Origin of the sequence: Sphingobacterium sp. JB170, from assembly GCF_900163865.1 — a bacterium.
Classification (GTDB): domain Bacteria; phylum Bacteroidota; class Bacteroidia; order Sphingobacteriales; family Sphingobacteriaceae; genus Sphingobacterium.
This window is the reverse complement of sequence record NZ_FUKU01000059.1, coordinates 61781-83747: the sequence shown is the minus strand read 5'-3', so window position 1 is coordinate 83747 and position 21967 is coordinate 61781. Positions and strand designations below refer to the sequence as shown.

The window sequence follows — 21967 nt, the reverse complement described above, 5'->3', positions numbered from 1 at the left end:
AAAAAGCTATCTTTGCAGGGCATTTTTTTCACCTTTCTATATCACATTTGTAGTGAATTGTCAGGACGGTTTGACGACTAAATTTTATGATCAAATTAGAGCAAGTAAATAAAATATTTTATAAAAAGCATAAGCAAATTCATGCTTTAAAAAATGTCACATTAGATATAAAAAAAGGCGACATATACGGTATTATCGGCTATTCTGGCTCGGGGAAAAGCACGTTAGTCCGTACGATTAATATGCTTGAGCGGCCAACTTCGGGAAGAGTAATTATAAACCATAAGTCGATCGAGAATCTCTCGGAAAATGAATTGATGCCGATTCGGCGAAAGATAGGAATGATCTTCCAACATTTTAATTTACTCTCTTCGGCTACAGTTTTCCAAAATATAGCATTTCCGCTTCAGCTTGCTGGATTAAGTGAAGAAACAATTAAAGAAAAAACCGACACGCTCCTGGATCTAATTGATTTGGAGGAAAAATCGGGGGACTATCCCGCGGCACTCTCCGGAGGACAAAAACAACGCGTCGCCATCGCCAGAGCGCTCGCATCAGATCCGGAGATTTTACTCTGTGATGAGTCAACGAGCGCGTTAGATCCGCAAACGACACGCTCAATTCTATCGCTATTAAAACGAATTAATACGCAACTCAACATTACCATCGTACTCATTACGCACCAAATGGAGGTAATCCGTGCCGTCAGTAATCGGGTAGCGGTGATATCCGATGGAATCGTCGTGGAAGAAGGTAATACAAGTGACGTATTCTCCGCGCCGAAATCCCCGGTCACCAAAGAACTATTAAACCCATCACTTATTGTAGATTAACAGAATTAAAATGACAGAGACGACAGTTTGGTTATTAGCCAAGGGCACATGGGAGACACTGGTGATGACTTTTACTTCGGGGCTTTTCAGCTTTGTGATTGGGCTTCCTCTAGGAATTGTATTATTCCTAACGCGGGAGCGGCAATTGCTTGAAAATAAATCGGCCAATCGGATTATTGCATTTTTTGTAAACGTATTTCGTTCGATCCCCTTTATCATATTAATTGTATGGATGATTCCATTTACACGCGCGTTAGTAGGCACATCAATTGGGATGAAAGCAGCCATCGTTCCGTTGAGTATCGGTGCAGCACCCTTCGTTGCCCGCCTCGTTGAGAATTGTTTGTTGGAGATTCCCTACGGCATAATAGAGGCCGCTCGATCAATGGGTGCTTCGACGATGCAAATAGTTCGTAAAGTTTTAATCCCTGAATCGCTTCCTGCATTGATAAATAGTGCTTCCCTTACTCTGATCACCTTGGTGGGATACTCTGCCATGGGTGGGGCCGTCGGTGCAGGCGGACTTGGCCACATCGGCTATCAATACGGCTACGTAGGCTACGACGCATTAATTATGAATATTGTACTGGTGCTCCTCGTGCTTATAGTCTTTGGGATCCAGTTTCTGGGCGATCGACTTTCAACAGCGGTAAACCACAGGTAAACGTTTCATTAAATTCACATATTATACCAATTAATATAAAAAACATGTACATAAAACTTAAATCAGCCTTTTTGAGCCTCCTTCTATTCCCATTACTTTGGTCGTGCGGCTCTCAGACCGATTCGTCCGTATTACGCGTTGGCGTACAGGCCGGACCGGAATTGAAACTTGCTGAAGAAGCTAAAAAAGTTGCAAAAGAAAAATTTAACCTGGAGGTTGAGTTGATCACTTTCAACGACTACGTGATGCCTAATGAAGCGCTTCAACAAAAAGACATCGACATAAATGTTTTCCAAACCAAACCGTACCTTGATGGACAATCCGAGAACCGCGGGTATGATTTTGCAATCGTAGGAAATACCTTCGTTTACCCAATGGCTGGTTACTCCAAGAAAATAAAAGCGATCAGCGAACTCAAAAACGAGAACACAGTAGTTATTCCAAACGATCCAACAAATTTAGGTCGTGCATTATTGCTCCTTCAACAATCAGGACTTATTAAATTAAAAGAAGATGTTGGACTGTTGGCCACTAAACAAGATATCATTGAAAACAAATTAGACCTTAACATACTGGAACTAGAAGCACCACAGCTTCCAAGAACGCTTGATGACGCCACCGTCTCGATGGCGATCATCAATAACAATTTTGCTGCCTCCCATAACCTGACGGCTAAGCAGGACGGTATCATCGTGGAAAACTCTAGCTCTCCGTATGTCAACATTATAGTTAGTCGCCAAGACAACAAAAACGATAAAAAGGTACTCGATTTTACCAAAGCATACCAGTCTGAACAAGTCGATGTTGTGGCTGAAAAAGTATTTAAAGGTGGTGCTATCCGGGGGTGGTAAGCTCGAAAAGGTAAAGCAAAACAAAAAGGCAATTCGAGAGTGCTGCCTTTTATTTTTTATTAAACCTGTTCTAGGATTCTAAACTTCAACGCGTGATAAGCCTGATCTTTTGCTTGGGCGTACGATATAATAATACTTACGATCAACATCCCTAATAGATCCGGGAAACCGAGACAGCAGATCATCATAGTATATCGTTAGTTGTCCGTTTATGGGTAATTCGTAATGTAGATTCACTTGAAAATGCCGCTTTAAAGCTGTTGTCAATAACCTCCAGTTGATTGGTTGCGCAATTTATTCATCCTTTCCCAGGAAAGTAACCAACTAACTGAATGAGACTATTTACTAACTGGCGCATCTCCCCCACGTCGGTATCGGCATGTGCGCCGGCTTTGCCTAATTGGTCATATTCATCTAAAAAAAGTATAGTACTCGCGAGCGGGTTTATCAAAAACCACGTCAAATTTTACCCTGTTTCATCGATATGTACACTGACGATATTGCTTAGCTTCAACAAATACAGCCGCTTTCCCAAAGCGTTCGTAATTGCTTTAGCAGCGGTGGTTTTGCCACAACTGGAACTTCCATTCAATGGCACCTTATTATTCACCGGCAACCCATAGCTACGCATCACTCAATATCTTGGCTCTCCATAATACGTTGATCAACCAACAACTTAATTTCGCGTGGACAGATATACTTCCAATAAAATAACTTGTTCACTTTGGTTTATTAGAAGATCCAAAATATTCAACAATTACTTTCGCAGGAAATCCATCAAAAATACTGGAGTGGTTAAAGTACGCTTTCTTTCGCAAATACAATTATAACTAATTAATATTCAGCCTATAAAAAAACGCTAAAGTTCAGCCGATTGCCGCCAAATATTAACACCGCCGTCAACAGCATATTTATCGATTTCTTGTAGCTCTTGTTCACTAAAGACAAGGTTATCAATCGCTCCGACACAATCCAGAACTTGTTGCGGATTGCTAGCACCGATCAAAGCAGACGTAACACGCTGTTTTTTTAACACCCACGCGATAGCCATCTGCGCCAAGGACTGACCACGCCCGGCCGCAATATCATTTAATGCCCGAATTCGACTTAAGTTTTCATTGCTCAAGAATGAGCTCGAGAGTGACTTCCCTTGAGTCGCCCTACTTCTGGCAGGAATATCTCGTAGATACTTATTTGTTAACATTCCCTGCGCTAGTGGCGAGAATACGATGGATCCCAGTCCCCTGTCCTCCAACGCCTCCAAGAGACTATCCTCTTCGACCCAGCGATTGAGCATCGAATAACTTGGTTGGTGTATAATGAACGGAGTCCCTAAACTTTTGAGAATATCATAAGCCTCTTTTGTCCGCTTGCTATTGTAGGAAGAAATTCCGACGTAAAGTGCTTTTCCTGAACGCACCAACTGATCTAAGGCCAACATAGTTTCTTCGATTGGTGTATTTGGATCAAAGCGGTGCGAATAAAATATGTCCAGATAATCAACGCCCAGTCGGCGGAGACTTTGATCACAACTAGAAATGATGTATTTACGACTGCCCCACTCTCCATACGGTCCTGGCCACATGAAGTACCCCGCTTTGGACGAAATCACCATTTCGTCGCGTAGTCCGCGAAACTCCTCGCGTAGTATCTGGCCGAATGCCTTCTCTGCACTACCTGCAGGGGGACCGTAATTATTTGCCAAATCAAAATGTGTAATCCCGGCATCAAAGGCTGTCGTACAAATATCAACCTTGGCCTGATGTGAGGTATCGTCACCGAAGTTATGCCACAGTCCTAAAGAAATAGCCGGTAGCATTAAGCCGCTATTCCCGCAGCGGTTATATTGCATTTTTTCGTAACGTGAAGGATCAGGTGTATAAGTCATAGAAGTATATTTCTTTTATAACCAAATATACATTTTTAAGAATAATCATATTCATTAAAGGTTAATTTTTGATAAGTTTGACATCCCAAACTACAGATTTAAATGAGAATATTTATTGCTATTATAACATTTATTTTGATATCGGCATCGAGTTCTGCACAAACCCATAAGCTCGAATTTACCACCAGTTATGGAACATTTAAGGTACTCCTTTATGATTTCACGCCCAATCACCGCGATTTAATTTTATCCTCATTAAAAGATAGCCTATATCGTGGAGCGCTGTTTAATCGAATTATTGAAGGATTCGTAATCCAAGGCGGTGATCATGATTTTGATATCGCAAAATATGAAGCAGAACACACGGAACTCGGGAAACCAAGATTAGCAGCTGAATTTAACACAAGAGCTTTTCACAAAATTGGGGCGCTGGGTGCGGGACGCGATAACAATAACGAGAAAGCGTCATTTTTAAAGCAGATTTACTTTGTCGTGGGAAATAGGGTTACCAATGAGCAGCTCGATTCCTTGGAGCAAATAAAAGGCGTTAAGTACACCTCCGAGCAGCGCAGAACGTATCTCAATATTGGTGGCCAACCACGACTAGATAAAGATTTTACCGTTTTTGGCGAAGTATACCAAGGGCTTGATATTTTACTTGAAATCAGTAAAGTAAAAACCGATGCCAAAGATTTTCCTACGCAAAAAATACCGTTCACTTTCAAAGTAATTAACGATGAGATCCCCTTTGCTAATTAATCTAATAGCAGTTATCTTGGTGCCCATCTTCACGCAAGCGCAAAAGAATACCAGCGACCTGGAAGCGACCTTAGATCAACTTTTCATTAATCCCAATATTCCCGGCGCGGCCATACTTGTGTCACAACAGGGCGAAACGATATTTTCGTATTATAATGGTTTAAAAAATATAGAAACTGGCGAGCATGTCGGACCGAATAGCCATTTTAGAATGGCCTCGGTCACAAAGCAAATTACGGCGCGGGCGATCCACTCATTGATTCAACAGGGAAAAATCCAAGCCACCAGTTCGATCACAGAAATCTTAGACAATTTGCCTGAAGAATTTTTTTCCGTACAAGTACGTCACCTCCTTCAGCACTCCTCAGGACTGCCCGATTATGAAGACTTTATTCCTAAAGATCAAAAAAAGCAGCTCTCCGATCACGACGTACTTGACCTGATTATTGAGAATCCCAAACTCCAATTTTGTCCCGGTGACCGTTTTAAATATAGCAACACTGGTTACTGCCTATTAGCGCTAATTGTAGAGAAAGTGAGTAGAAATACTTTCGCGCAATATGTCCGTGAGACGCTTTTCAAACCCATCGATATTCACGACGGCCTCATTTATACGCCGCACTCGAAGATCATTGACCGCGCAATTGGTTATCATTTGGAAGGTGCAGATTGTGCCTATGCCGATCAAAGTATTACTAGCGCGACACAAGGAGACGGTGGCGCTTATTTAGCTACGCAGGAAATGCAGAAATGGTGTAGGCTAATTACTTCTTCCCTTCATAGAGACAGTGACTATCGAAACCAATTTAATGCGGGAATGCAGGTGAAAAATAATATCCGTTATCAGCTGGGGCTTTTTAATTTCTCAGACACCGATCATCATCTTCATGTATTCCACTCTGGCGAATCCACCGGTTTTCAAAACATCGTATATATGGATGTTCACAATAAGTTTTCAATTATTGTATTCACAAATCGAGACGACTTCATAGTATCGAAAATATTCGATGCGTTGTTAGCTTTTTACGGTCGTGATCATGTAATGCGAGAGCAACTTGGGGAACCAACGTTTCTATGGCTAAATAAAGTGTATTCTGGAAACTAGTGGAAACAGCGAGAAGTTCTCTATTTATTCTTCGTCCACCCGATTTGCCTGAACACCGTGGGTCGAAAGTTGAGAAATAATTTCGTGCTGATCGAGTGCCTTCCCTTCAATCGTAAGCATACTATAACTGGAATCCAACTCGATATGCCACCGAGAAATCCCTTTGACTTTTTTTACGGCGACGTGTATTTCCCCCAACGACGAGGTTGACGACACGTTGGTTTCAAAAATTAGTTTTTCCATAGACATCATTTTTAATGTACCTGAGGTACAAAAAGGTTTAAAACTCTAACCCAGCGAGCGTGAGGGCTAACAAGCAATACGATACATAATATACTCACATTTTCTGATAACTCAATGAACATCAAGCCAAAAATAAAATATTAGCGGAAAAATTACCTTCATCAGACACAACAAAAAAACACAGTTCATTGCAAAAACACGCAACACTATGTGGATTTTTTTACCACAAATTCAACCACATCCAAATTCTAGGTAAAAATTAGTAATTTTTGCTCTTTCTATTTAAGAGCAGAAAGTTGGTAATCCGAAATTATAGCAAAATTTAATTACCTTTGCCAAACTTTAATTTGAATAAAAGAATCTATGCAAAATATTTACGCCTCGAAACCATACTATGCTTCAATTACGGGAATCGGCGGGTACGTACCTTTAAATAAGCGAACCAATTTCGACTTAGAAGAGTTATGTGACACATCCGACGAATGGATAGTGAAGCGTACAGGGATCAAGGAACGTCGAATATTAGACAAAGAATTCGCAACCTCGGATATGGCGGTGATGGCTGTTCAAAACCTTTGCACACAATTTGACAAAGACCTTTCGAGTGTCGACGCGTTGATCGTAGCAACCTCAACACCCGACGTAATGATGCCGGCAACAGCCAACATTGTCGCAAAAAAACTCGATCTCGATAACGTTTGGGCATTTGATATCAACGCTGCATGTTCTGGATTCCTCTATGCGCTAGATATGGGTGCCTCCTTGGTTGAAACCGGCCGTTATAAAAATGTTTTAGTGATTGGTGCGGATAATATAAGCGCATTTGTAGATATTCATGATCGTTCAACAAACATTCTTTTTGGGGATGGCGCGGGCGTTGTATGGTTAGAGCCGTCACTTGACAACGGTGTGATTGACGCCTATATGCAAAGCAATGGAAATGGTCGCGAATTTTTAAATATTGAAGGGGGCGGATCCTTACACCCAGATAGCAAGGGCCTGATCGATGTGGAAAAGCATTATATCCGCCAAGATGGCAAAGTTGTTTTTAAGCAGGCGATCCAGTCCATGGCCCACGCTTGTAATGAAGTTTTAAAGCGAAATAATCTCAGTATCGATCAAGTAGATTGGCTCGTCCCTCACCAAGCTAACAAACGAATCATTGACGGCGTGGGCAAAGAAATAAAAATTGAAATGGGAAGAACGTTGTCGAATATCGAATACTTTGGAAACACGATCGCCGCAACGATCCCACTATGTATATGGGAAAACATAAAACTGCTTCAAAAGGGCGACTTATTGATGTTAACAGCATTTGGTGCCGGCTTTTCATGGGGAGCAAGCTTACTACGCTGGGGAATTTAAAATATCTCCTCGCGCGGCGAATCAGCAATTTCCACTTAACCAATACCCCTAAAAAGGTTTCTTAAAACCGATCACCTCTTTGCGTTTACTCTGCAGGCACAAAGGTAGGCAAGCTGTTACGCCAGTTAGATAACACTTTTCTATATTGCTGAACTAAAATAGGATTTTCAGCTGCCACATTGCGAGTTTCCTTTCGATCGCCACTTAAATCGTATAGTTCGACCTGACTTTCATCTTTATTCATTAGGAATTTCCACTTTCCTTCACGAAGCGCTAATATCGGGCTCCGATTCTGCTGTTTTGGAAAGCTGAAGAATTCGTTACGGCCGTATTCCCAAATTAAGGGTTCTGTCCGCTCAGCTGCCCGATGCAACCATACGTCGGTGCGATCCTCACCATCCAAATCAATAAGCCCGCTGGTATTCACGCCTGCAAGTTCACAAAATGACGGTAAAAGATCGACCGCCGAAATTATTGACGTATCATCGAATCTACCCGCTTCGATGTGACCGGGCCAGCGAATGAGAAACGGCATATTCACGCCGCCTTCATAAAGCGAGAGTTTACTACCTCGTAACCCTGCAGATCTGTCTTGCCTAAAATTAGGTAACGGCCCGTTGTCGCTCGTAAATATCACGATTGTATTGCTATCAACGCCTAAATCTTTCAATCCCTGCATTAAGCGGCCAATTTCTTTATCATATATTTTTAAAACTTCGATAAAACTCTTCTCCGATTGTGGCTTGTTATTAGGGTCGCGACCATTCTCATTATCACCCGTTACCCATGGTGTGTGCACATCGTCGGTCCATAAGTTCACATAGCAAGGCTTACCCGCATTCTCTTTCAAAAATGCTAGCGTTCTATCGACAAAATATGCGGTACGATTCCAACGTTTTATACTATCCTTGTCGCTCCAAATCCAATCGGTCGCCGTAATGGCCGGATCAGGATCTGGGCTTTCATAAGTGCTTGACCATGCATCAAAACCATACTTATCAAAGTTCGGCGCCTCGACAACATCTCTTCCACCGCCCATATGCCATTTTCCAAAATGTCCGGTTGCATAGCCAGCGGATTGCAACAGTTTTCCGATCGATGGAATTTCAGGATCTAAAAAATCTACCTGTTCTTTCCTTTTGTTGTCTGCTTTCGTATTCAGGAAAGTTGTGAAATGTATTTTTGCAGGGAACTGCCCCGTTAAAATCCCGGCGCGTGAAGGTGAACAAATTGGAGAAGCAGCGTAATAATTTGACACCTGAAGACCATCCAGGCCAATCTTATCGATATTGGGCGTATGATAGGTATCTGAGAAGCGACTTATGTCGCCCAACCCTAGATCATCGGCTAATATTAATATGATATTGGGTCTTTTCTCTTGAGCAATCAGAGCGGACGTACAACTTAAAAACAAAATAACGTTACACAGAAAACGTGTTAAAGTTATATTGTGGGCAGCGTGCCAAACCGTTTTTATAATTTTCATCAATATGCATTTTAGAAGTACTCGAAAGGTCATTTACAATAGGGTGGTTTTTCCTAATTGCGCTTCATGTTAAACTAATATCCACGCAATCCGTTCAGACTAATCTCCGTTTAAAACGATGTTCTATTTCCCACTATTTAAAGATACTTTTTTTTTCAATGGGATTGAAAACCTAGGCCGTTAAATCGCAAATAAAGAAAACGGGGCGTTACTGGAAACAATACAAAGCATAGATAGAGCGACCAGACTTGAAAAAATAATGCTTAATTTTAAGAAAAAAGAGGTTATGAAGATTCTATCCCCCACTGCGACCTACGAGCTAGAAAGACAAACTATAGATCGACAAAAAATAACGGAAAGGGATTTGATGGAACGTGCTGCACGCGCGATCTTCCAAAAAACACAGCAATTGGTAGGTGAATGCCGAAGCAATTTTATACTTTTTTGCGGACCCGGAAATAATGGCGGTGATGGCCTAACTCTAGCCCTGCTATTATTTCAAGCAGGTCATACTGTGCAAATACGCCTTTCTGAACATGATCGATACACTCAGCAGAATAAATACAGTCAAAAGGCATTACGTGATCACGGCATTTCAATCCTACCAATAAAACTTGATGAAACACTATCACTCCCGCGTGAATCTATAATTATTGATTCCCTGTTCGGAAATGGGCTAAAACGGCCGTTATCCGACCAATGGAGTGGCTTTATTCACCAAATTAATAACCTTCCGAACCCCATACTTTCTATTGATATCCCTTCGGGATTATCCGCTCAAAATGGTAATGCACCGAAAGTAAACGCCGTGCACGCTACGTATACTTTTTGCATCTCATTCCCAAAATTAAACGTCCTTCTACCTGAAAATGCGGTATTATGTGGAAACATCAGCATTCTCGATATCGGCTTAGATAAGGCCGTATGGGAGACATTTGACAGCACATACCATTACACCTGTAGAACGAGCATCATGCAAATTCCACGGCCGCTGCACAAGTTCGCTCATAAAGGCACTTTCGGTCACGTGCTACTAGCAGGGGGAAGTTACGGGAGTATCGGAGCAATATCGCTTTCGTGCCATGCCGCACAACGAACGGGTTGTGGAATAGTCACGGCATATGTCCCTTGTTGTGGACACGATATTTTACAAATTAGTTGCCCGGAGGCGTTAGTTCAAACAGACAATACCATGAAATCTATTCATACGTTTAGTTTTAAACACAATAGCTACGAGGCAATAGCCATAGGAATGGGCCTTGGGACACAGCAAAGCCAAAGTGACGCATTTTTCAACTTCATAACTTCACTCGAAAATAGTGATCTAATCCCTCCGATTATATTCGACGCTGACGCTATAAACATTTTAGCCAAACGACCGGAGATACATCATTTACTTCCGCCACAAAGCATATTGACACCTCACCCCAAAGAGCTAAAGCGGCTGCTAGGAAGTTGGTCCGATGACCATCAAAAATTGGAAATGGCACGTAACTGGTGTGCGAAATATAAGCAGATCATGGTTATTAAAGGTGCACATTCAGCTATTGTACTGTCTGACGGGAATATACATTTTAACTCGAATGGAAATCCGGGAATGGCTACCGCTGGTAGCGGCGACGTTCTATCGGGGATCATCGCTTCGCTGTTAGCTCAGCGATACGCACCTCATGAGGCGGCGATTCTTGGTGTATATCTACATGGTCTTGCTGGCGACCTTGCGGCACTACAACGTCACCCTAGAAGTGTCATTGCATCCGACATCACAGATCATATTGCCGAAGCATGGAAGCAAATTTCTCCTTATCAACTAACTTCATTATAAAAAAATGTACGTGCGCAAATGAAGTCTATAAATCTAGCGACCTGCAACTTCCGCCTTTAAGACCCCGTAGGGGCCTCGTTTAACGGCTGCACGCACGCCGGCAACTTCCATCATACGTGTTTGTTCAGGCACGCGACATATTGCCCCCCTATGGAGAAAAAAAACACGCCTGGACTACTTAAAGCACAGGCGCGTTTCTAACTAATCGTATTAAAATTATAACCTGTTAATCCGGATATTTCTAAAAAACACTTCCGAACCATGTCCTAAAAATCCAATATGCCCCGATTTATTATTTAGGCCTGGATGATCCTTATGATCCGCCGTGCCATTATTCGAAGCTTTTGCTAAATCTCCATCAAGAATAACCACGCCATTCAGGGTTACTTTTATCTTGCTCCCCTGTACACGAATCTCTTGGGAATTCCACTCGCCGACTGGCTTCATCCCTTCGCGCTTAGCTGGAATAATTCCATAGGCAGACCCATGATATTGGTATTCTTTTAAATTTTTATAAACTTCTGCATCATTATCTAAAACCTGAATTTCAGTACCTGCATACGCAGCATCCCCCTCTAAAGGCGTACGAATACCTATTCCGTTATTTGCTCCTGGCGTTAATTTGAACTCAAAACGGTATACGAAATCTCCAAATTCATCTTTGGTATAAAGATTTTTTCCGAATTTAGCGTCAGGGTTGGCGCGAATATAGCCTTCAGGAGTTACTTCGTAGGCGGGCGTTTCTGTCCATTTATCCAGGTTCGTTCCGTCGAACAACATCTCAAATCCTTCCGATTTCTCTGCCTTATTTAAAGTAAAAACTTCTTTGCGGGCGATTTCCTTCACATAGATATCGCGGTACCATACACGGGATCCATGTGCTTGCAACTCAATTTGTTCAACCGGGAAAATAGATTGATTACGATCCCAATAATTCTCTAAAGTCACGTTATCCACGACGAGTTCACCATTCAACCAAACAGATACTTTCTCCCCGATCATACGTATTTTAAACGTATTCCATTCTCCAAGGGCATTATCAGCCACTTTAAGCGGGTTAGCAGGATTCTTTTGATTGTTGTACAATCCACCCGATCCCACTTGCGCACCAACCTCGGTACGAGAAATATCCCAAATCTGTACTTGTGGTGTTCCCCGAAGGTATACCCCGGCATCAGGTTCTTTTCCATTAGGATCTAGTTTCCAATCCACCAACATCTCAAAATCGCCGTATTGTTTTACTGTAGCGATATTATCGCCTTTTCCACTAAACACAAGGTCGCCATTTTCGGCGGACCAATTGATACGCATGTTTTTGTCCGCCTCCGCTTGTTTGCTGGACAATTCTTTCGGCGACATCGCTGCGCGCTTAATCGGATTTTCTACCAAACCTTTCCAACCGGTAAGGTCCTTACCATTGAAGATCGACACGTAGCCCTCTCCTGCCGGCATTTCGACCAAATGCCGCGTGATTGCTTCCTTAAGATAGGAGCTTTCGCTACCGGTTAAGTTAGTATTTGCTTGTTCGAGTATGCGGCGTACGTCGGTACCAATATATTCAATGTTATCCATCGCGATATTCATCGCTGTATTGGTTGCAGCACCTTTAAGATTCGCATCGTCTAAATAGTTCGCTGCGAAAACCAGTGCCTGGTATGTACCTGTTGTCTGTAAACTCCCCAATACCTGCTGCTGCTGTGCTGGCGTTGAAGCGAGCACGAATGCATCTTTCAAAAACAGCGTCTTTTGTGCTGCTGTATTTTCACTTGCGTTGATTTGCGCAATCAACCCTTTAAAAACGGTATCGAAATTAGCTGTACCTTTTTCGGTCCGTGATAGCTCGATTAATGTAGGAAGCGCCTCTGGCGTACTCCAGCTCGCTAATGCGCTTATCGCTTGAGGCTTCAACGTCTCGTTGTTGAGGTAATTTTTGACTGCTTTTAAAGATTCTTGCGTACCAACGCCGGCAAATACAGGAAAATAATTTGCGGCTGAAGGTGCCGCGGAACGTGAGATATTTGCAGCCAGCTTTTGAATGTGCGCATCTTTGCTCGAACTTGCTGACAGAATCTGTATTAGCGCCGATTGCAAAGCACGTGAATCTTGTTCGTTTGCTTTGGACAATAAATTAACAACCGCATCTAGATCGTTCTCACCGACAACATTTGGCAATGCATTTAACGCAGCTTCTTTTACAGCTGCATCTTCACTTTGAACTAACGCCAATGTCGCTTTGGAAGCGTTGCTATTCGTGCGTTTCGAAAGGACTTCTAATAGCATTAATTGCGTGGTTGAATCAGCCGTCGGTAAAGCCGCAACCACCGCGTCAATCGTCGAAGCATCTTTTGATGTTAACAGTAAAGTTACAATTGCCTGCTTTGTTGCATCATCTGCAGAAGATATTTCTTTAATAAGTGCGGCGGCATTCGATCCATTTGAAAGCGCTGACAACGTATTTAAACCAGCAATCTTCGATCGTGTATCCGAGAGTTTCTGCACCGTTTTATTAATTGCTGGAATATCACTCTCATCGGCCTCCTGTGCGAGGTACAGTAGGATGCTTTCCTGAATCGCTGGTTCAGCCTTGGAAAGAGACTTAATAAGCTTCTTGGTTTCCGAAGGCTCGTCACGATTTGCCAAGAGTTCAAGCGATGCAGCACGATATAACGCATTTGGGCTCGTGGCTCCCTTTAAAAGCTGCTTGCGTGCCTTATTCGGATTAATTTTAGTTAATAACTTCAATGCGCCAACTTGTAGCGTCGATACACCCGCCCGCTCGGCCTCTTTACTCACCGTGTTTGCTACCGATACGGCAAGGGATTCGTTACCTTCTGCTGCTAAATTACCAGCATAGTTTAATGTCAAACCACCGATATTCGTTTTATCAAATTGATAGTTGACATTTTTTAATTTTTCTAAAAATACGGGTGCAGATTTCGCTCCAGCAATTTTACTCAACGCTGTGAATGCTCCACGTTGTGTATTCTCCGATGAATATTTAGAAAGAGTGGCAATAATAGCTTCTTCATCTTCTTTTGAGCGCAAATCTCCCAAAGCTGAAACAATCGCTTTGGTCTGTTTTTCATTGCTTGCCTGGCTCAGCGCAGTAGATAACGCTTTTTTTGCTTCGGGCGTACGGATACCGTTCAGCGCCATTGCCGCCTTGTCGACAAGATAATCATCCTTTAATAAAGGAACAATCGCTTGAATAGCCTCGTTTTTAGATGCTTGCGTCATTAAGCGTAAAACGAATCCTTTATTGTCTTTGTCCGTCAAGCGTTCTAATGCGAGCGCTAAACCTTTTGAAAACAATTCGCGCTGCGCGTCTTTGCCCGATTGCATGACGTAGAAAGAGTATGTATTCGCAGCGTACTCAATGGCTGCGTTGTTTCCTCCTTGTGGTTGTAATCCAGAAAGTAGGTTTGCAATATCTTCAGATGTAAAATTCTCCAGCTCCTTCATTGCAGTGAGAAGTTTAGCGTGCTCTTGCGCAGGTTGCTGTGCTAACACATCTGCGATCTTTGTGGCTGACGTACGATTAGCTGGTTGCTGCGCGTAAGCGGATATTTGGAGAATCAGCAGCGCCGATAAGGTATTAAATACTTTTTTCATTTTTTGGTTAGATTGATTAAATAGTCCAAGGCCCACGCATTGGCTGATTAATTAAACGATTCGCTCCTTCATCATTTACAAACTCCTGTTTATCGGAATCAAAATGCAGCGTACGGTTTAATCGTAGCGCGGAGAGCCCAAGGTTAACCAAAGTTGCTGAATAATATCCATTTTGCTCATTTAAAGCAAACTTCTGACGCGTACGACACGCCTCCAAGAAGTCCGTTACTTGTGGCGCTGGATCAGGGTATTGCGCTAGTTTACGTTCCATATCTGGAATATCTGACACAAATCCCTTATATAGTTTACCTTTTGGTCCGTCAATATATGCTTGACCTTCTTCAGTTCCTGCCCCATCTAGAATAATCTGGCATCCATCAGCGTAAGTATAGGTAATTTTACGCCAAGTACCTACCGCATCGGCATGCTGCTGTGGCGCATCAACCTCTACTTTAACCGGACTTTCTTGGTCTTTACCCAGGAAATACTGTACCGGATCAAGGTAATGCTGTCCCATATCTCCTAGGCCGCCACCGTCGTAATCCCAATAACCACGAAAGGTCGTGTGCACACGATGTGCACTATAGGGCTTATGCGGAGCGGGGCCTAACCACATGTCGTAATCGAGTTCTTTAGGAACAGTCTCTACAGGTAAATTTTCTTTACCTACCCAGTAAAATTTCCAATCGAACCCCGTATGCTTACTAATTGTCACTTTCAACGGCCAACCTAACATTCCTGTTTCCACCAACTTCTTAATTTTCTTTACCGGCACATTCATACCGTAAAAGTTTGCATCAAACCGAAACCACGTATTTAAACGAAAGACGTTACCATGCTGAGCAACGGCCTCTTTAACCTTCTTACCTTCACCAATAGTACGCGTCATTGGCTTTTCACACCAAATATCTTTTCCAGAGCGTGCTGCTTCAACGGCCATGATACCATGCCAGTGTGGCGGAGTAGCAATATGTACGATATCGACCTCGCTATCTTGAATAAGTTCCCGGTAATCGTGATGTTCTTTAACGCCGCCACCAAGCGCTTTCTGCGCGAGAGCTAAGTGGCGAGTATCCACGTCACAAATAGCAACAGTTTTAGTTCCTGCATAACCAAAGTGTCCTCGGCCCATCGATCCAACACCGATGACTCCTTTAGTTAGATGGTCACTTGGCGCCAGGTATCCATTACCGCCCAGAACAAATCGTGGAACGATCGTAAAAGCCGCTGCGCCAATCAGTGACTTTTTAATAAAGTCACGTCTTGAAGTATCTTTTTCTTTCATTTTAAAATTTTGCGTTAGCTAGTTTAGTTGAGATTCGAAGTTAACATATTTTATATTCAATACCTAGATTGTCACACAATTGTTGATATTTTGGCGGAATATTGTCGCTGATAATCATATCTACCTTGGACAATTCGGCAATTTTACCCAAACTCCGTCGATCAAATTTCGAGGAATCCGCCAAGACAATTGTTTTATGTGCAGACTCCATCATCTTTCGATTTAGAAGTGCTTCTTGTGCATTAGTCGTCGTTATCCCAAACCCCGCGTCAATACCGTCTACACCGATAAAAAGCTTTGAGCAAAAGAAATCGCCCAGTAGGTCCTCAGCATACCGGCCCATGATCGACGAAGAAGATTTCCGGACAGGCCCGCCAAGCTGGATAATATCGATACTTTCGTGCTTAATGAGTTCCATGGTAACGTTAATTGCGGATGTTATCACGGTTAATCCTTGTTGCGGAACAATTTGCTGGGCAAAATATTGCATAGTCGTACCAGATGCAATAATGATTGAGTCATTTGGTTCGATAAGTTTTGCTGCATACTCCCCTATTCGTTTTTTAACATCTGCATTGATCTGTGATTTTTCATTTATCGTCCTATCTTTTTGATATGGATTGCTACCGGTTGCTCCTCCATGTGTCCTAAATAACATCCCTGCATCTTCTAGAAACTGTAAATCTTTTCGAATTGTAACCGATGAGACTTTCAATTTTTCACATAGATCAAGTACCGAAACGTGCCCATTAGCCTGGACTTGTTTTAAAATCAATTGGTGACGCTCTACATTATTCATATTTTTTCTAACTACTATCTCAACAAAAGTGGTCTAAAGATAAAAAATACCTTCGAAAACTTTCGTTTAATTACGTTTTTTATTAACTTCACCAAGCATTTTATAATCTAATGAAAGCATTCAAAGTTCAATAACAGACCTTGTAACTGCCGCTACAATTCGGGAGAACCCCCGGCAGCTCGCAGTAAATGCTTTAATCATTAATTTAAAATCGCAAAATCAGAAACAGGAAATCGCGAAACGCAGGCGCATTCCTCACACCTATCGTACAATGTGCTAGATGTGCTTCCTGCTTTATTCTTATGAAGTTCAACCGCCGAAGAGTGTTAGACAGTTTACACGAGACGCAATTATGGGATATTGTAATCATAGGTGGTGGCGCCACCGGTTTGGGGACTGCCGTCGATGCCGCAACCAGAGGGTATAAAACGCTCCTAGTGGAGAAATATGACTTTGCGAAAGGGACCTCAAGTAAAAGTACAAAATTAGTCCATGGTGGCGTTCGTTATTTAGCGAATGGAGATGTCAAACTCGTGTTCTCCGCGCTTAAAGAGCGTGGGCTTATCTTCCAAAACGCCCCGCACGTTTCCTTTGTCCAGTCGTTCATTATCCCTTGCTATTCGGTTTTTAGTAAATTAAAGTTTTTGATCGGACTAAAGCTTTATGATTGGATGGCTGGTAAATTACGGATAGGCAGTACTGCATTACTAAAAAATAAAACATTACTCCAAAAGCTCCCACATATCAAAACCAAAAATCTAAAAGGTGGCGTACAATATTTCGACGGGCAATTTGATGATGCACGACTCGCAATAAACCTAGCGCAGACGGCTGCCGATTCTGGCGCAGCAGTGATCAACTATGCCGAAGTAACTGCTATCTCGAAAGATAAAGATGCCCTAGTAAACGGCATTCAATTTACAGACACTACTACTAAGAAATCCTATACTATTTCCGCAAAAGCCGTCATCAATGCGACAGGAGTTTTCGTTGACGATATATTAAAGCTCGACACACCAACCCATAAGAACCTGGTTCGCCCCAGCCAAGGCACACATGTAGTAGTTGACGCACATTTTCTTGGAAATACCGATGCCTTGATGATCCCAGAAACAAGTGACGGCCGTGTATTGTTTGGCGTACCATGGCATGGAAAAGTATTACTAGGCACGACAGACACGCCGCTGGATGAACATCAAATCGAACCACGTCCACTGGAAGAGGAAATAGCGTTCATACTGAACACAGCAGATCAATATTTAGAGCATGCGCCTACACGCGCTGATGTGTTGAGTATTTTTGCAGGCTTACGCCCGCTTGCAGCTCCTACCGAGTCCGATCGCGGAAGCACGAAAGAAATCTCTCGGGACCACAAATTAATCGCCAGTCCATCCAATTTAATTACGATTACTGGAGGAAAATGGACGACCTACCGTAAGATGGGTGAAGACACAGTAAACCTCGCGGTTCGCACAGCAAAACTAAGTCCCACACCTTGTAAAACCACGCATCATCCTATCTATGGATTTACACATGATAAGTACCCGGGACACTGGCGAGTATACGGCTCAAGCTACACCAGGATTCAAGAGCTTATTACCGACGACCCAACATTGGCCACAAGAATTCATCCGGATTATGAATACTGCATTGCTGAGGTTGTATGGGCCTGCCGAAATGAGATGGTTGTAAAACTCGAAGATTTCCTTGCCCGCAGAATTCGGTTACTCCTGCTCGATGCGCAGGCATCGTTGGTAGCTGCGCCTACCGTGGCACAAGTAATGGCCCGCGAGCTTGATCATGATAATACCTGGGTAAGCAAAGAGCTCGATGAATATCGTATACTCGTAAAGAACTATACGTTTTAAAAATTTGACATAACCCTATAAACCATAAAACGCAATGAAGAAAGAATTTATATTGGCCCTCGATCAAGGAACGACAAGCTCTAGGGCAATTCTTTTTAACAAAAAGGGGCAAATCGAAAATGTTGCCCAAAAAGAATTCACGCAGATATTCCCGAAATCCGGATGGGTTGAGCATGATGCTACCGAAATTTGGTCATCACAGTTCGCTGTATTAACAGAAGTAATCGCTAAATCAAAAATCAAATTAGAGGCCATAAAAGCGATTGGTATTACCAATCAGCGAGAGACCACAATCGTCTGGAACAAGAAGACAGGTAACCCTATCTATAACGCCATCGTCTGGCAAGACCGACGCACAGCGGAATATTGTCAAGCACTCATCAAAAAGGGGCTAGCCCAAACGATTCAACAGAAAACGGGCCTACTAATCGATTCCTATTTTTCTGCCTCTAAAATCAACTGGATCCTCAAGCATGTCAAAGGTGCGCGCAAACTTGCTGAAAAAGGGGATCTCGCCTTTGGCACCGTAGATTCGTGGTTGGTTTACAACCTCACCAATGGTCAAAAACACATCACCGATGTAACCAATGCATCGCGTACATTGTTATACAACATACACACTTTAGAATGGGATCAGGAACTACTTGATATCTTCGAGATCCCGGAATCGATGCTTCCGCAAGTATGCGCAAGTTCCGAGGTATATGGTCAAACAAGTACCGAGCTAGGCGCCCGACCTATTCCCATAGCCGGAATAGCAGGTGATCAACAGGCAGCACTGTTTGGACAACTCTGCACGAAGAAAGGAATGGTCAAAAACACTTATGGAACAGGCTGCTTCCTATTAATGAACATCGGGACAGATCCCATCATATCAAAACACCAACTCGTAACGACGATTGCTTGGAAAATCGGCGATGATGTTAATTATGCACTTGAAGGTAGTATTTTCATTGCCGGTGCAGTCGTCCAATGGCTCCGCGATGAATTAGGGATCATAAAAAAATCGAGTGATGTCGAAAAACTCGCCATGAGTGTTGAAGACACAAACGGCGTATATGTGGTACCCGCATTTTCCGGCTTAGGCGCACCACACTGGAACGCGGAAGCCCGAGGAACTATCCTAGGCTTATCACGGGGATCAAATGATGCACATATTGCGCGCGCATCGCTTGAAAGCATCGCTTATCAAACCTACGATATCCTCAAGGCTATGGAGAAAGATTCAAAATCCAAAATAAAAGCACTACTTGTCGATGGCGGCGCCAGCCAAAATAGCTTTTTGATGCAATTTCAGGCGGATATTCTAAAAACAAGTGTCATTCGGCCTGCAATAACGGAAACAACCGCAATAGGTGCAGCTTTCTTAGCTGGGCTCGCAGTAGGTTTTTGGAAAGATATCGACGAGCTTCAGTCGTTATGGAAAGAAGATCGAACTTTCACCGTAAACCCAAAGGCAAAATATCAACGTCAATTAAAGGAGTGGAAAAGAGCAACTGATACGGTAAAATACTGGGCTGAATATAAATAACTACAATTATAAACAAATTATCATTTTATGACACCATTTATTGCGGAGTACCTGGGAACTGCTATGCTAATTCTACTTGGCGGAGGGGTAGTTGCGAATGTTTTATTGAAAGGTACTAACGGAAATAATTCCGGATGGATCGTTATTTCGACGGCATGGGCATTTGCCGTGTTTGTTGGCGTAACAATCGCCGGCCCTTACAGCGGTGCACACTTAAACTGTGCTGTTACCCTTGCAAATTTCGCTTTAGGAAAACTAGACCTATACACAACACTTTCCTTCATGAGTGCGCAAATATTGGGCGCAATGACCGGCGCATTTGTTGTGTGGCTTGTATATCGAGACCATTTTAACCAAACGGACGATCCAGGTGCTAAACAAGCCGTATTCTGTACGTCACCTGCAATTCGGAACCTCCCAACGAATTTGATCGGTGAAACAGTCGCAACATTTGTGCTCATTTTCGCGATTCTACACTTCACGGAACCTGCTTTAGGGGACGACACCCCTATCGGCTTAGGTTCAGTTGGTGCTATCCCTGTTACCTTTGTGGTGTGGGTGATCGGCCTTTCTCTGGGAGGAACAACCGGGTATGCTATTAATCCGGCCAGAGATTTAGGTCCACGAATCGTGCACGCCCTTTTACCTTTAAAAAACAAGGCCAGTTTCGATATTTCCTACGCTTGGGTTCCTATCGTAGGACCATTTCTAGGCTCTCTATTAGCCGTTGGATTGTACTTGATCGTACAATAATTCAGGCCCTAAAAAACAATACGTCTTTAAACAAGTTTTAAAGACGTACTGTTTTCTTATATGTATCAAATATGATGACAAAATCGATATTCAAATTTTTAAATACGGTCAATAAAGCGGTGTTACCAAAATTATCGCAAAAGGACCCGGCCTCGCTCACGAAATGGCAACAAGCTTTGCTTGCCTACCGCTACTTCGTACTCACACGATCGTTAGATTAAGATGTTTTTACTGGAGAAGTTGTTATACTACCATCAGATTTGATATGCATCTCGGTCTGTGGATACGGAATCGATATCCCCTTCTCGTCCAAAGCGATTTTAATTCTTTCTTGCAAAATGTTGTGCGTATCCCAATAATCAGCTTTGTTAACCCATCCTCGAATCGTCAAGTTCACGGAACTATCCGCTAGGTCGCTAACGAAGATCTCTGGAGCCGGAGTACCTAATATACGTGCCTCTTGCTTAATTACTGCTGCGATCGTATCTTTTGCGTCCTTTATATTGTCGTCGTAAGAAATACCGACCACAAATTGGAAACGGCGTGAGAGGATGCTCGAATAGTTTTTGATGACGGAATTTGCTAGCGGCCCATTTGGACTGAATACTTTGATACCATCGGCATTTATCAAAGTGGTATAAAGGATGTCTATTGACTCTACGCTCCCTTCTGCGCCATTATCACTACTGATATAGTCATTAACATTAAATGGACGAAACATTAGAATTAATACGCCTCCTGCAAAATTAGACAAGCTACCTTGCAGGGCCAGTCCAACCGCTAAACCAAAAGCAGAAAGTGCGGCAATAAAGGAAGTGGTCTGGATGCCTAACGTGTTCGCTACCGTTAAAATCAAAAGAACATATAACGTAAACTTTATTATCGAACTTGTAAAACTTCGTACCGAAGGATCGATATTTTTCCGTTCAAAGCGCCGGTCAACAAAACTGCGCGTAAAACGAATCAAATAGATTCCGATGAATAAAATAACGATCGCTACAATAAGCGTCGGCACCTTCAAAATTATGGTGTCAATAAAATGCTCAATACCCATTTGAATTTTTTCCATCTACTAAAATATAAAATTTTCACTATGCACT

At 42.6% G+C, this 21967-nt stretch carries 20 protein-coding genes; 11 read left to right on the top strand and 9 right to left on the bottom strand.

Going from position 1 to position 21967, the window contains the following annotated elements; genetic code table 11:
* Positions 1-86 precede the first annotated feature (86 nt).
* From FM107_RS16000 to FM107_RS15990, 3 genes are read left to right on the top strand one after another with little or no spacing between them, the layout of a single operon-like run.
* Positions 87-833, top strand: coding sequence for a methionine ABC transporter ATP-binding protein (locus tag FM107_RS16000; RefSeq protein WP_086949496.1), 747 nt, complete (start codon positions 87-89; stop codon positions 831-833).
* 10 nt (positions 834-843) lie between these two features.
* Positions 844-1497, top strand: coding sequence for a methionine ABC transporter permease MetI (gene metI / locus FM107_RS15995; RefSeq protein WP_086949495.1), 654 nt, complete (start codon positions 844-846; stop codon positions 1495-1497).
* A gap of 44 nt (positions 1498-1541) precedes the next feature.
* The gene (locus FM107_RS15990) at positions 1542-2348 is read left to right on the top strand and encodes a MetQ/NlpA family lipoprotein (RefSeq protein ID WP_086949494.1); all 807 of its coding nucleotides are present in this window, start codon (positions 1542-1544) and stop codon (positions 2346-2348) included.
* A 298-nt stretch (positions 2349-2646) separates the two neighbouring features.
* Here FM107_RS15990 and FM107_RS20295 read toward each other — a convergent pair whose 3' ends face one another.
* From FM107_RS20295 to mgrA, 3 genes are all read right to left on the bottom strand, one after another.
* Positions 2647-2811 (bottom strand): hypothetical protein, encoded by a 165-nt coding sequence (locus FM107_RS20295; RefSeq protein WP_218779028.1) that lies wholly within the window; start codon positions 2809-2811, stop codon positions 2647-2649.
* A gap of 3 nt (positions 2812-2814) precedes the next feature.
* Positions 2815-2979 (bottom strand): AAA family ATPase, encoded by a 165-nt coding sequence (locus FM107_RS20290; protein ID WP_218779027.1) that lies wholly within the window; start codon positions 2977-2979, stop codon positions 2815-2817.
* A 228-nt stretch (positions 2980-3207) separates the two neighbouring features.
* Positions 3208-4236, bottom strand: a complete 1029-nt coding sequence (gene mgrA, locus FM107_RS15985; RefSeq protein ID WP_086949493.1) for an L-glyceraldehyde 3-phosphate reductase — start codon at positions 4234-4236, stop codon at positions 3208-3210.
* A 102-nt stretch (positions 4237-4338) separates the two neighbouring features.
* Between mgrA and FM107_RS15980 the strand changes: the two genes are divergently transcribed.
* A complete protein-coding gene (locus tag FM107_RS15980) occupies positions 4339-4995 on the top strand; it encodes a peptidylprolyl isomerase (RefSeq protein ID WP_086949492.1) in 657 nt (218 codons plus the stop codon).
* Complete coding sequence (locus FM107_RS15975; RefSeq protein ID WP_086949491.1) at positions 4973-6100, top strand: serine hydrolase; 1128 nt, start codon at positions 4973-4975, stop codon at positions 6098-6100. The genes FM107_RS15980 and FM107_RS15975 overlap by 23 nt, the downstream gene beginning before the upstream one ends.
* Positions 6101-6124: 24 nt before the next feature.
* Here the strand turns inward: FM107_RS15975 and FM107_RS15970 are convergent, their stop codons facing one another.
* Positions 6125-6343: a hypothetical protein gene (locus tag FM107_RS15970; protein ID WP_086949490.1), complete on the bottom strand. Its 219-nt coding sequence runs from the start codon at positions 6341-6343 to the stop codon at positions 6125-6127.
* 363 nt (positions 6344-6706) lie between these two features.
* On the opposite strand from FM107_RS15970, the gene FM107_RS15965 reads away from it, so the two are divergent.
* Complete coding sequence (locus FM107_RS15965) at positions 6707-7708, top strand: beta-ketoacyl-ACP synthase III (RefSeq protein ID WP_086949489.1); 1002 nt, start codon at positions 6707-6709, stop codon at positions 7706-7708.
* An 85-nt stretch (positions 7709-7793) separates the two neighbouring features.
* On the opposite strand, the gene FM107_RS15960 is transcribed toward FM107_RS15965, so the two are convergent.
* A complete protein-coding gene (locus tag FM107_RS15960) occupies positions 7794-9194 on the bottom strand; it encodes a sulfatase-like hydrolase/transferase (RefSeq protein ID WP_086949488.1) in 1401 nt (466 codons plus the stop codon).
* 286 nt (positions 9195-9480) lie between these two features.
* Here FM107_RS15960 and FM107_RS15955 point away from each other — a divergent pair, with 286 nt between their 5' ends.
* The gene (locus tag FM107_RS15955; protein WP_179204525.1) at positions 9481-11019 is read left to right on the top strand and encodes an NAD(P)H-hydrate dehydratase; all 1539 of its coding nucleotides are present in this window, start codon (positions 9481-9483) and stop codon (positions 11017-11019) included.
* Positions 11020-11235: 216 nt separating this feature from the next.
* On the opposite strand, the gene FM107_RS15950 is transcribed toward FM107_RS15955, so the two are convergent.
* Genes FM107_RS15950 through FM107_RS15940 form a run of 3 tightly spaced genes read right to left on the bottom strand, consistent with a single transcriptional unit; the run spans position 11236 to position 16715 of the window.
* Positions 11236-14631: a family 16 glycoside hydrolase gene (locus tag FM107_RS15950; RefSeq protein WP_086949486.1), complete on the bottom strand. Its 3396-nt coding sequence runs from the start codon at positions 14629-14631 to the stop codon at positions 11236-11238.
* Positions 14632-14647: 16 nt separating this feature from the next.
* Positions 14648-15916, bottom strand: coding sequence for a Gfo/Idh/MocA family oxidoreductase (locus tag FM107_RS15945; protein ID WP_086949485.1), 1269 nt, complete (start codon positions 15914-15916; stop codon positions 14648-14650).
* 40 nt (positions 15917-15956) lie between these two features.
* Positions 15957-16715: a DeoR/GlpR family DNA-binding transcription regulator gene (locus FM107_RS15940; RefSeq protein ID WP_086949484.1), complete on the bottom strand. Its 759-nt coding sequence runs from the start codon at positions 16713-16715 to the stop codon at positions 15957-15959.
* A 302-nt stretch (positions 16716-17017) separates the two neighbouring features.
* Here FM107_RS15940 and FM107_RS15935 point away from each other — a divergent pair, with 302 nt between their 5' ends.
* The 4 genes from FM107_RS15935 (at position 17018) to FM107_RS19585 (ending at position 21088) form a co-directional block, all read left to right on the top strand.
* The gene (locus tag FM107_RS15935; protein ID WP_086949483.1) at positions 17018-18583 is read left to right on the top strand and encodes a glycerol-3-phosphate dehydrogenase/oxidase; all 1566 of its coding nucleotides are present in this window, start codon (positions 17018-17020) and stop codon (positions 18581-18583) included.
* Between the two features lie 34 nt (positions 18584-18617).
* A complete protein-coding gene (gene glpK / locus FM107_RS15930; protein WP_086949482.1) occupies positions 18618-20114 on the top strand; it encodes a glycerol kinase GlpK in 1497 nt (498 codons plus the stop codon).
* Positions 20115-20141: 27 nt separating this feature from the next.
* A complete protein-coding gene (locus FM107_RS15925) occupies positions 20142-20867 on the top strand; it encodes an MIP/aquaporin family protein (RefSeq protein ID WP_086949481.1) in 726 nt (241 codons plus the stop codon).
* A 71-nt stretch (positions 20868-20938) separates the two neighbouring features.
* On the top strand, positions 20939-21088 hold the full coding sequence (locus tag FM107_RS19585; protein ID WP_179204519.1) for a hypothetical protein: 150 nt from the start codon (positions 20939-20941) through the stop codon (positions 21086-21088).
* Here FM107_RS19585 and FM107_RS15920 read toward each other — a convergent pair.
* A complete protein-coding gene (locus FM107_RS15920; RefSeq protein WP_086949480.1) occupies positions 21085-21936 on the bottom strand; it encodes a mechanosensitive ion channel family protein in 852 nt (283 codons plus the stop codon). The genes FM107_RS19585 and FM107_RS15920 overlap by 4 nt on opposite strands.
* Positions 21937-21967: the final 31 nt, after the last annotated feature.

Bases quoted from the DNA above. Each gene is read 5' to 3' on its own strand.
- FM107_RS16000 (WP_086949496.1), top strand. From the start codon at position 87: ATGATCAAATTAGAGCAAGTAAATAAAATATTTTATAAAAAGCATAAG.
- metI (WP_086949495.1), top strand. From the start codon at position 844: ATGACAGAGACGACAGTTTGGTTATTAGCCAAGGGCACATGGGAGACA.
- FM107_RS15990 (WP_086949494.1), top strand. From the start codon at position 1,542: ATGTACATAAAACTTAAATCAGCCTTTTTGAGCCTCCTTCTATTCCCA.
- FM107_RS20290 (WP_218779027.1), bottom strand. From the start codon at position 2,979: ATGCGTAGCTATGGGTTGCCGGTGAATAATAAGGTGCCATTGAATGGA.
- mgrA (WP_086949493.1), bottom strand. From the start codon at position 4,236: ATGACTTATACACCTGATCCTTCACGTTACGAAAAAATGCAATATAAC.
- FM107_RS15980 (WP_086949492.1), top strand. From the start codon at position 4,339: ATGAGAATATTTATTGCTATTATAACATTTATTTTGATATCGGCATCG.
- FM107_RS15975 (WP_086949491.1), top strand. From the start codon at position 4,973: ATGAGATCCCCTTTGCTAATTAATCTAATAGCAGTTATCTTGGTGCCC.
- FM107_RS15970 (WP_086949490.1), bottom strand. From the start codon at position 6,343: ATGGAAAAACTAATTTTTGAAACCAACGTGTCGTCAACCTCGTCGTTG.
- FM107_RS15965 (WP_086949489.1), top strand. From the start codon at position 6,707: ATGCAAAATATTTACGCCTCGAAACCATACTATGCTTCAATTACGGGA.
- FM107_RS15960 (WP_086949488.1), bottom strand. From the start codon at position 9,194: ATGAAAATTATAAAAACGGTTTGGCACGCTGCCCACAATATAACTTTA.
- FM107_RS15955 (WP_179204525.1), top strand. From the start codon at position 9,481: ATGAAGATTCTATCCCCCACTGCGACCTACGAGCTAGAAAGACAAACT.
- FM107_RS15950 (WP_086949486.1), bottom strand. From the start codon at position 14,631: ATGAAAAAAGTATTTAATACCTTATCGGCGCTGCTGATTCTCCAAATA.
- FM107_RS15945 (WP_086949485.1), bottom strand. From the start codon at position 15,916: ATGAAAGAAAAAGATACTTCAAGACGTGACTTTATTAAAAAGTCACTG.
- FM107_RS15940 (WP_086949484.1), bottom strand. From the start codon at position 16,715: ATGAATAATGTAGAGCGTCACCAATTGATTTTAAAACAAGTCCAGGCT.
- FM107_RS15935 (WP_086949483.1), top strand. From the start codon at position 17,018: ATGAAGTTCAACCGCCGAAGAGTGTTAGACAGTTTACACGAGACGCAA.
- glpK (WP_086949482.1), top strand. From the start codon at position 18,618: ATGAAGAAAGAATTTATATTGGCCCTCGATCAAGGAACGACAAGCTCT.
- FM107_RS15925 (WP_086949481.1), top strand. From the start codon at position 20,142: ATGACACCATTTATTGCGGAGTACCTGGGAACTGCTATGCTAATTCTA.
- FM107_RS19585 (WP_179204519.1), top strand. From the start codon at position 20,939: ATGATGACAAAATCGATATTCAAATTTTTAAATACGGTCAATAAAGCG.
- FM107_RS15920 (WP_086949480.1), bottom strand. From the start codon at position 21,936: ATGGAAAAAATTCAAATGGGTATTGAGCATTTTATTGACACCATAATT.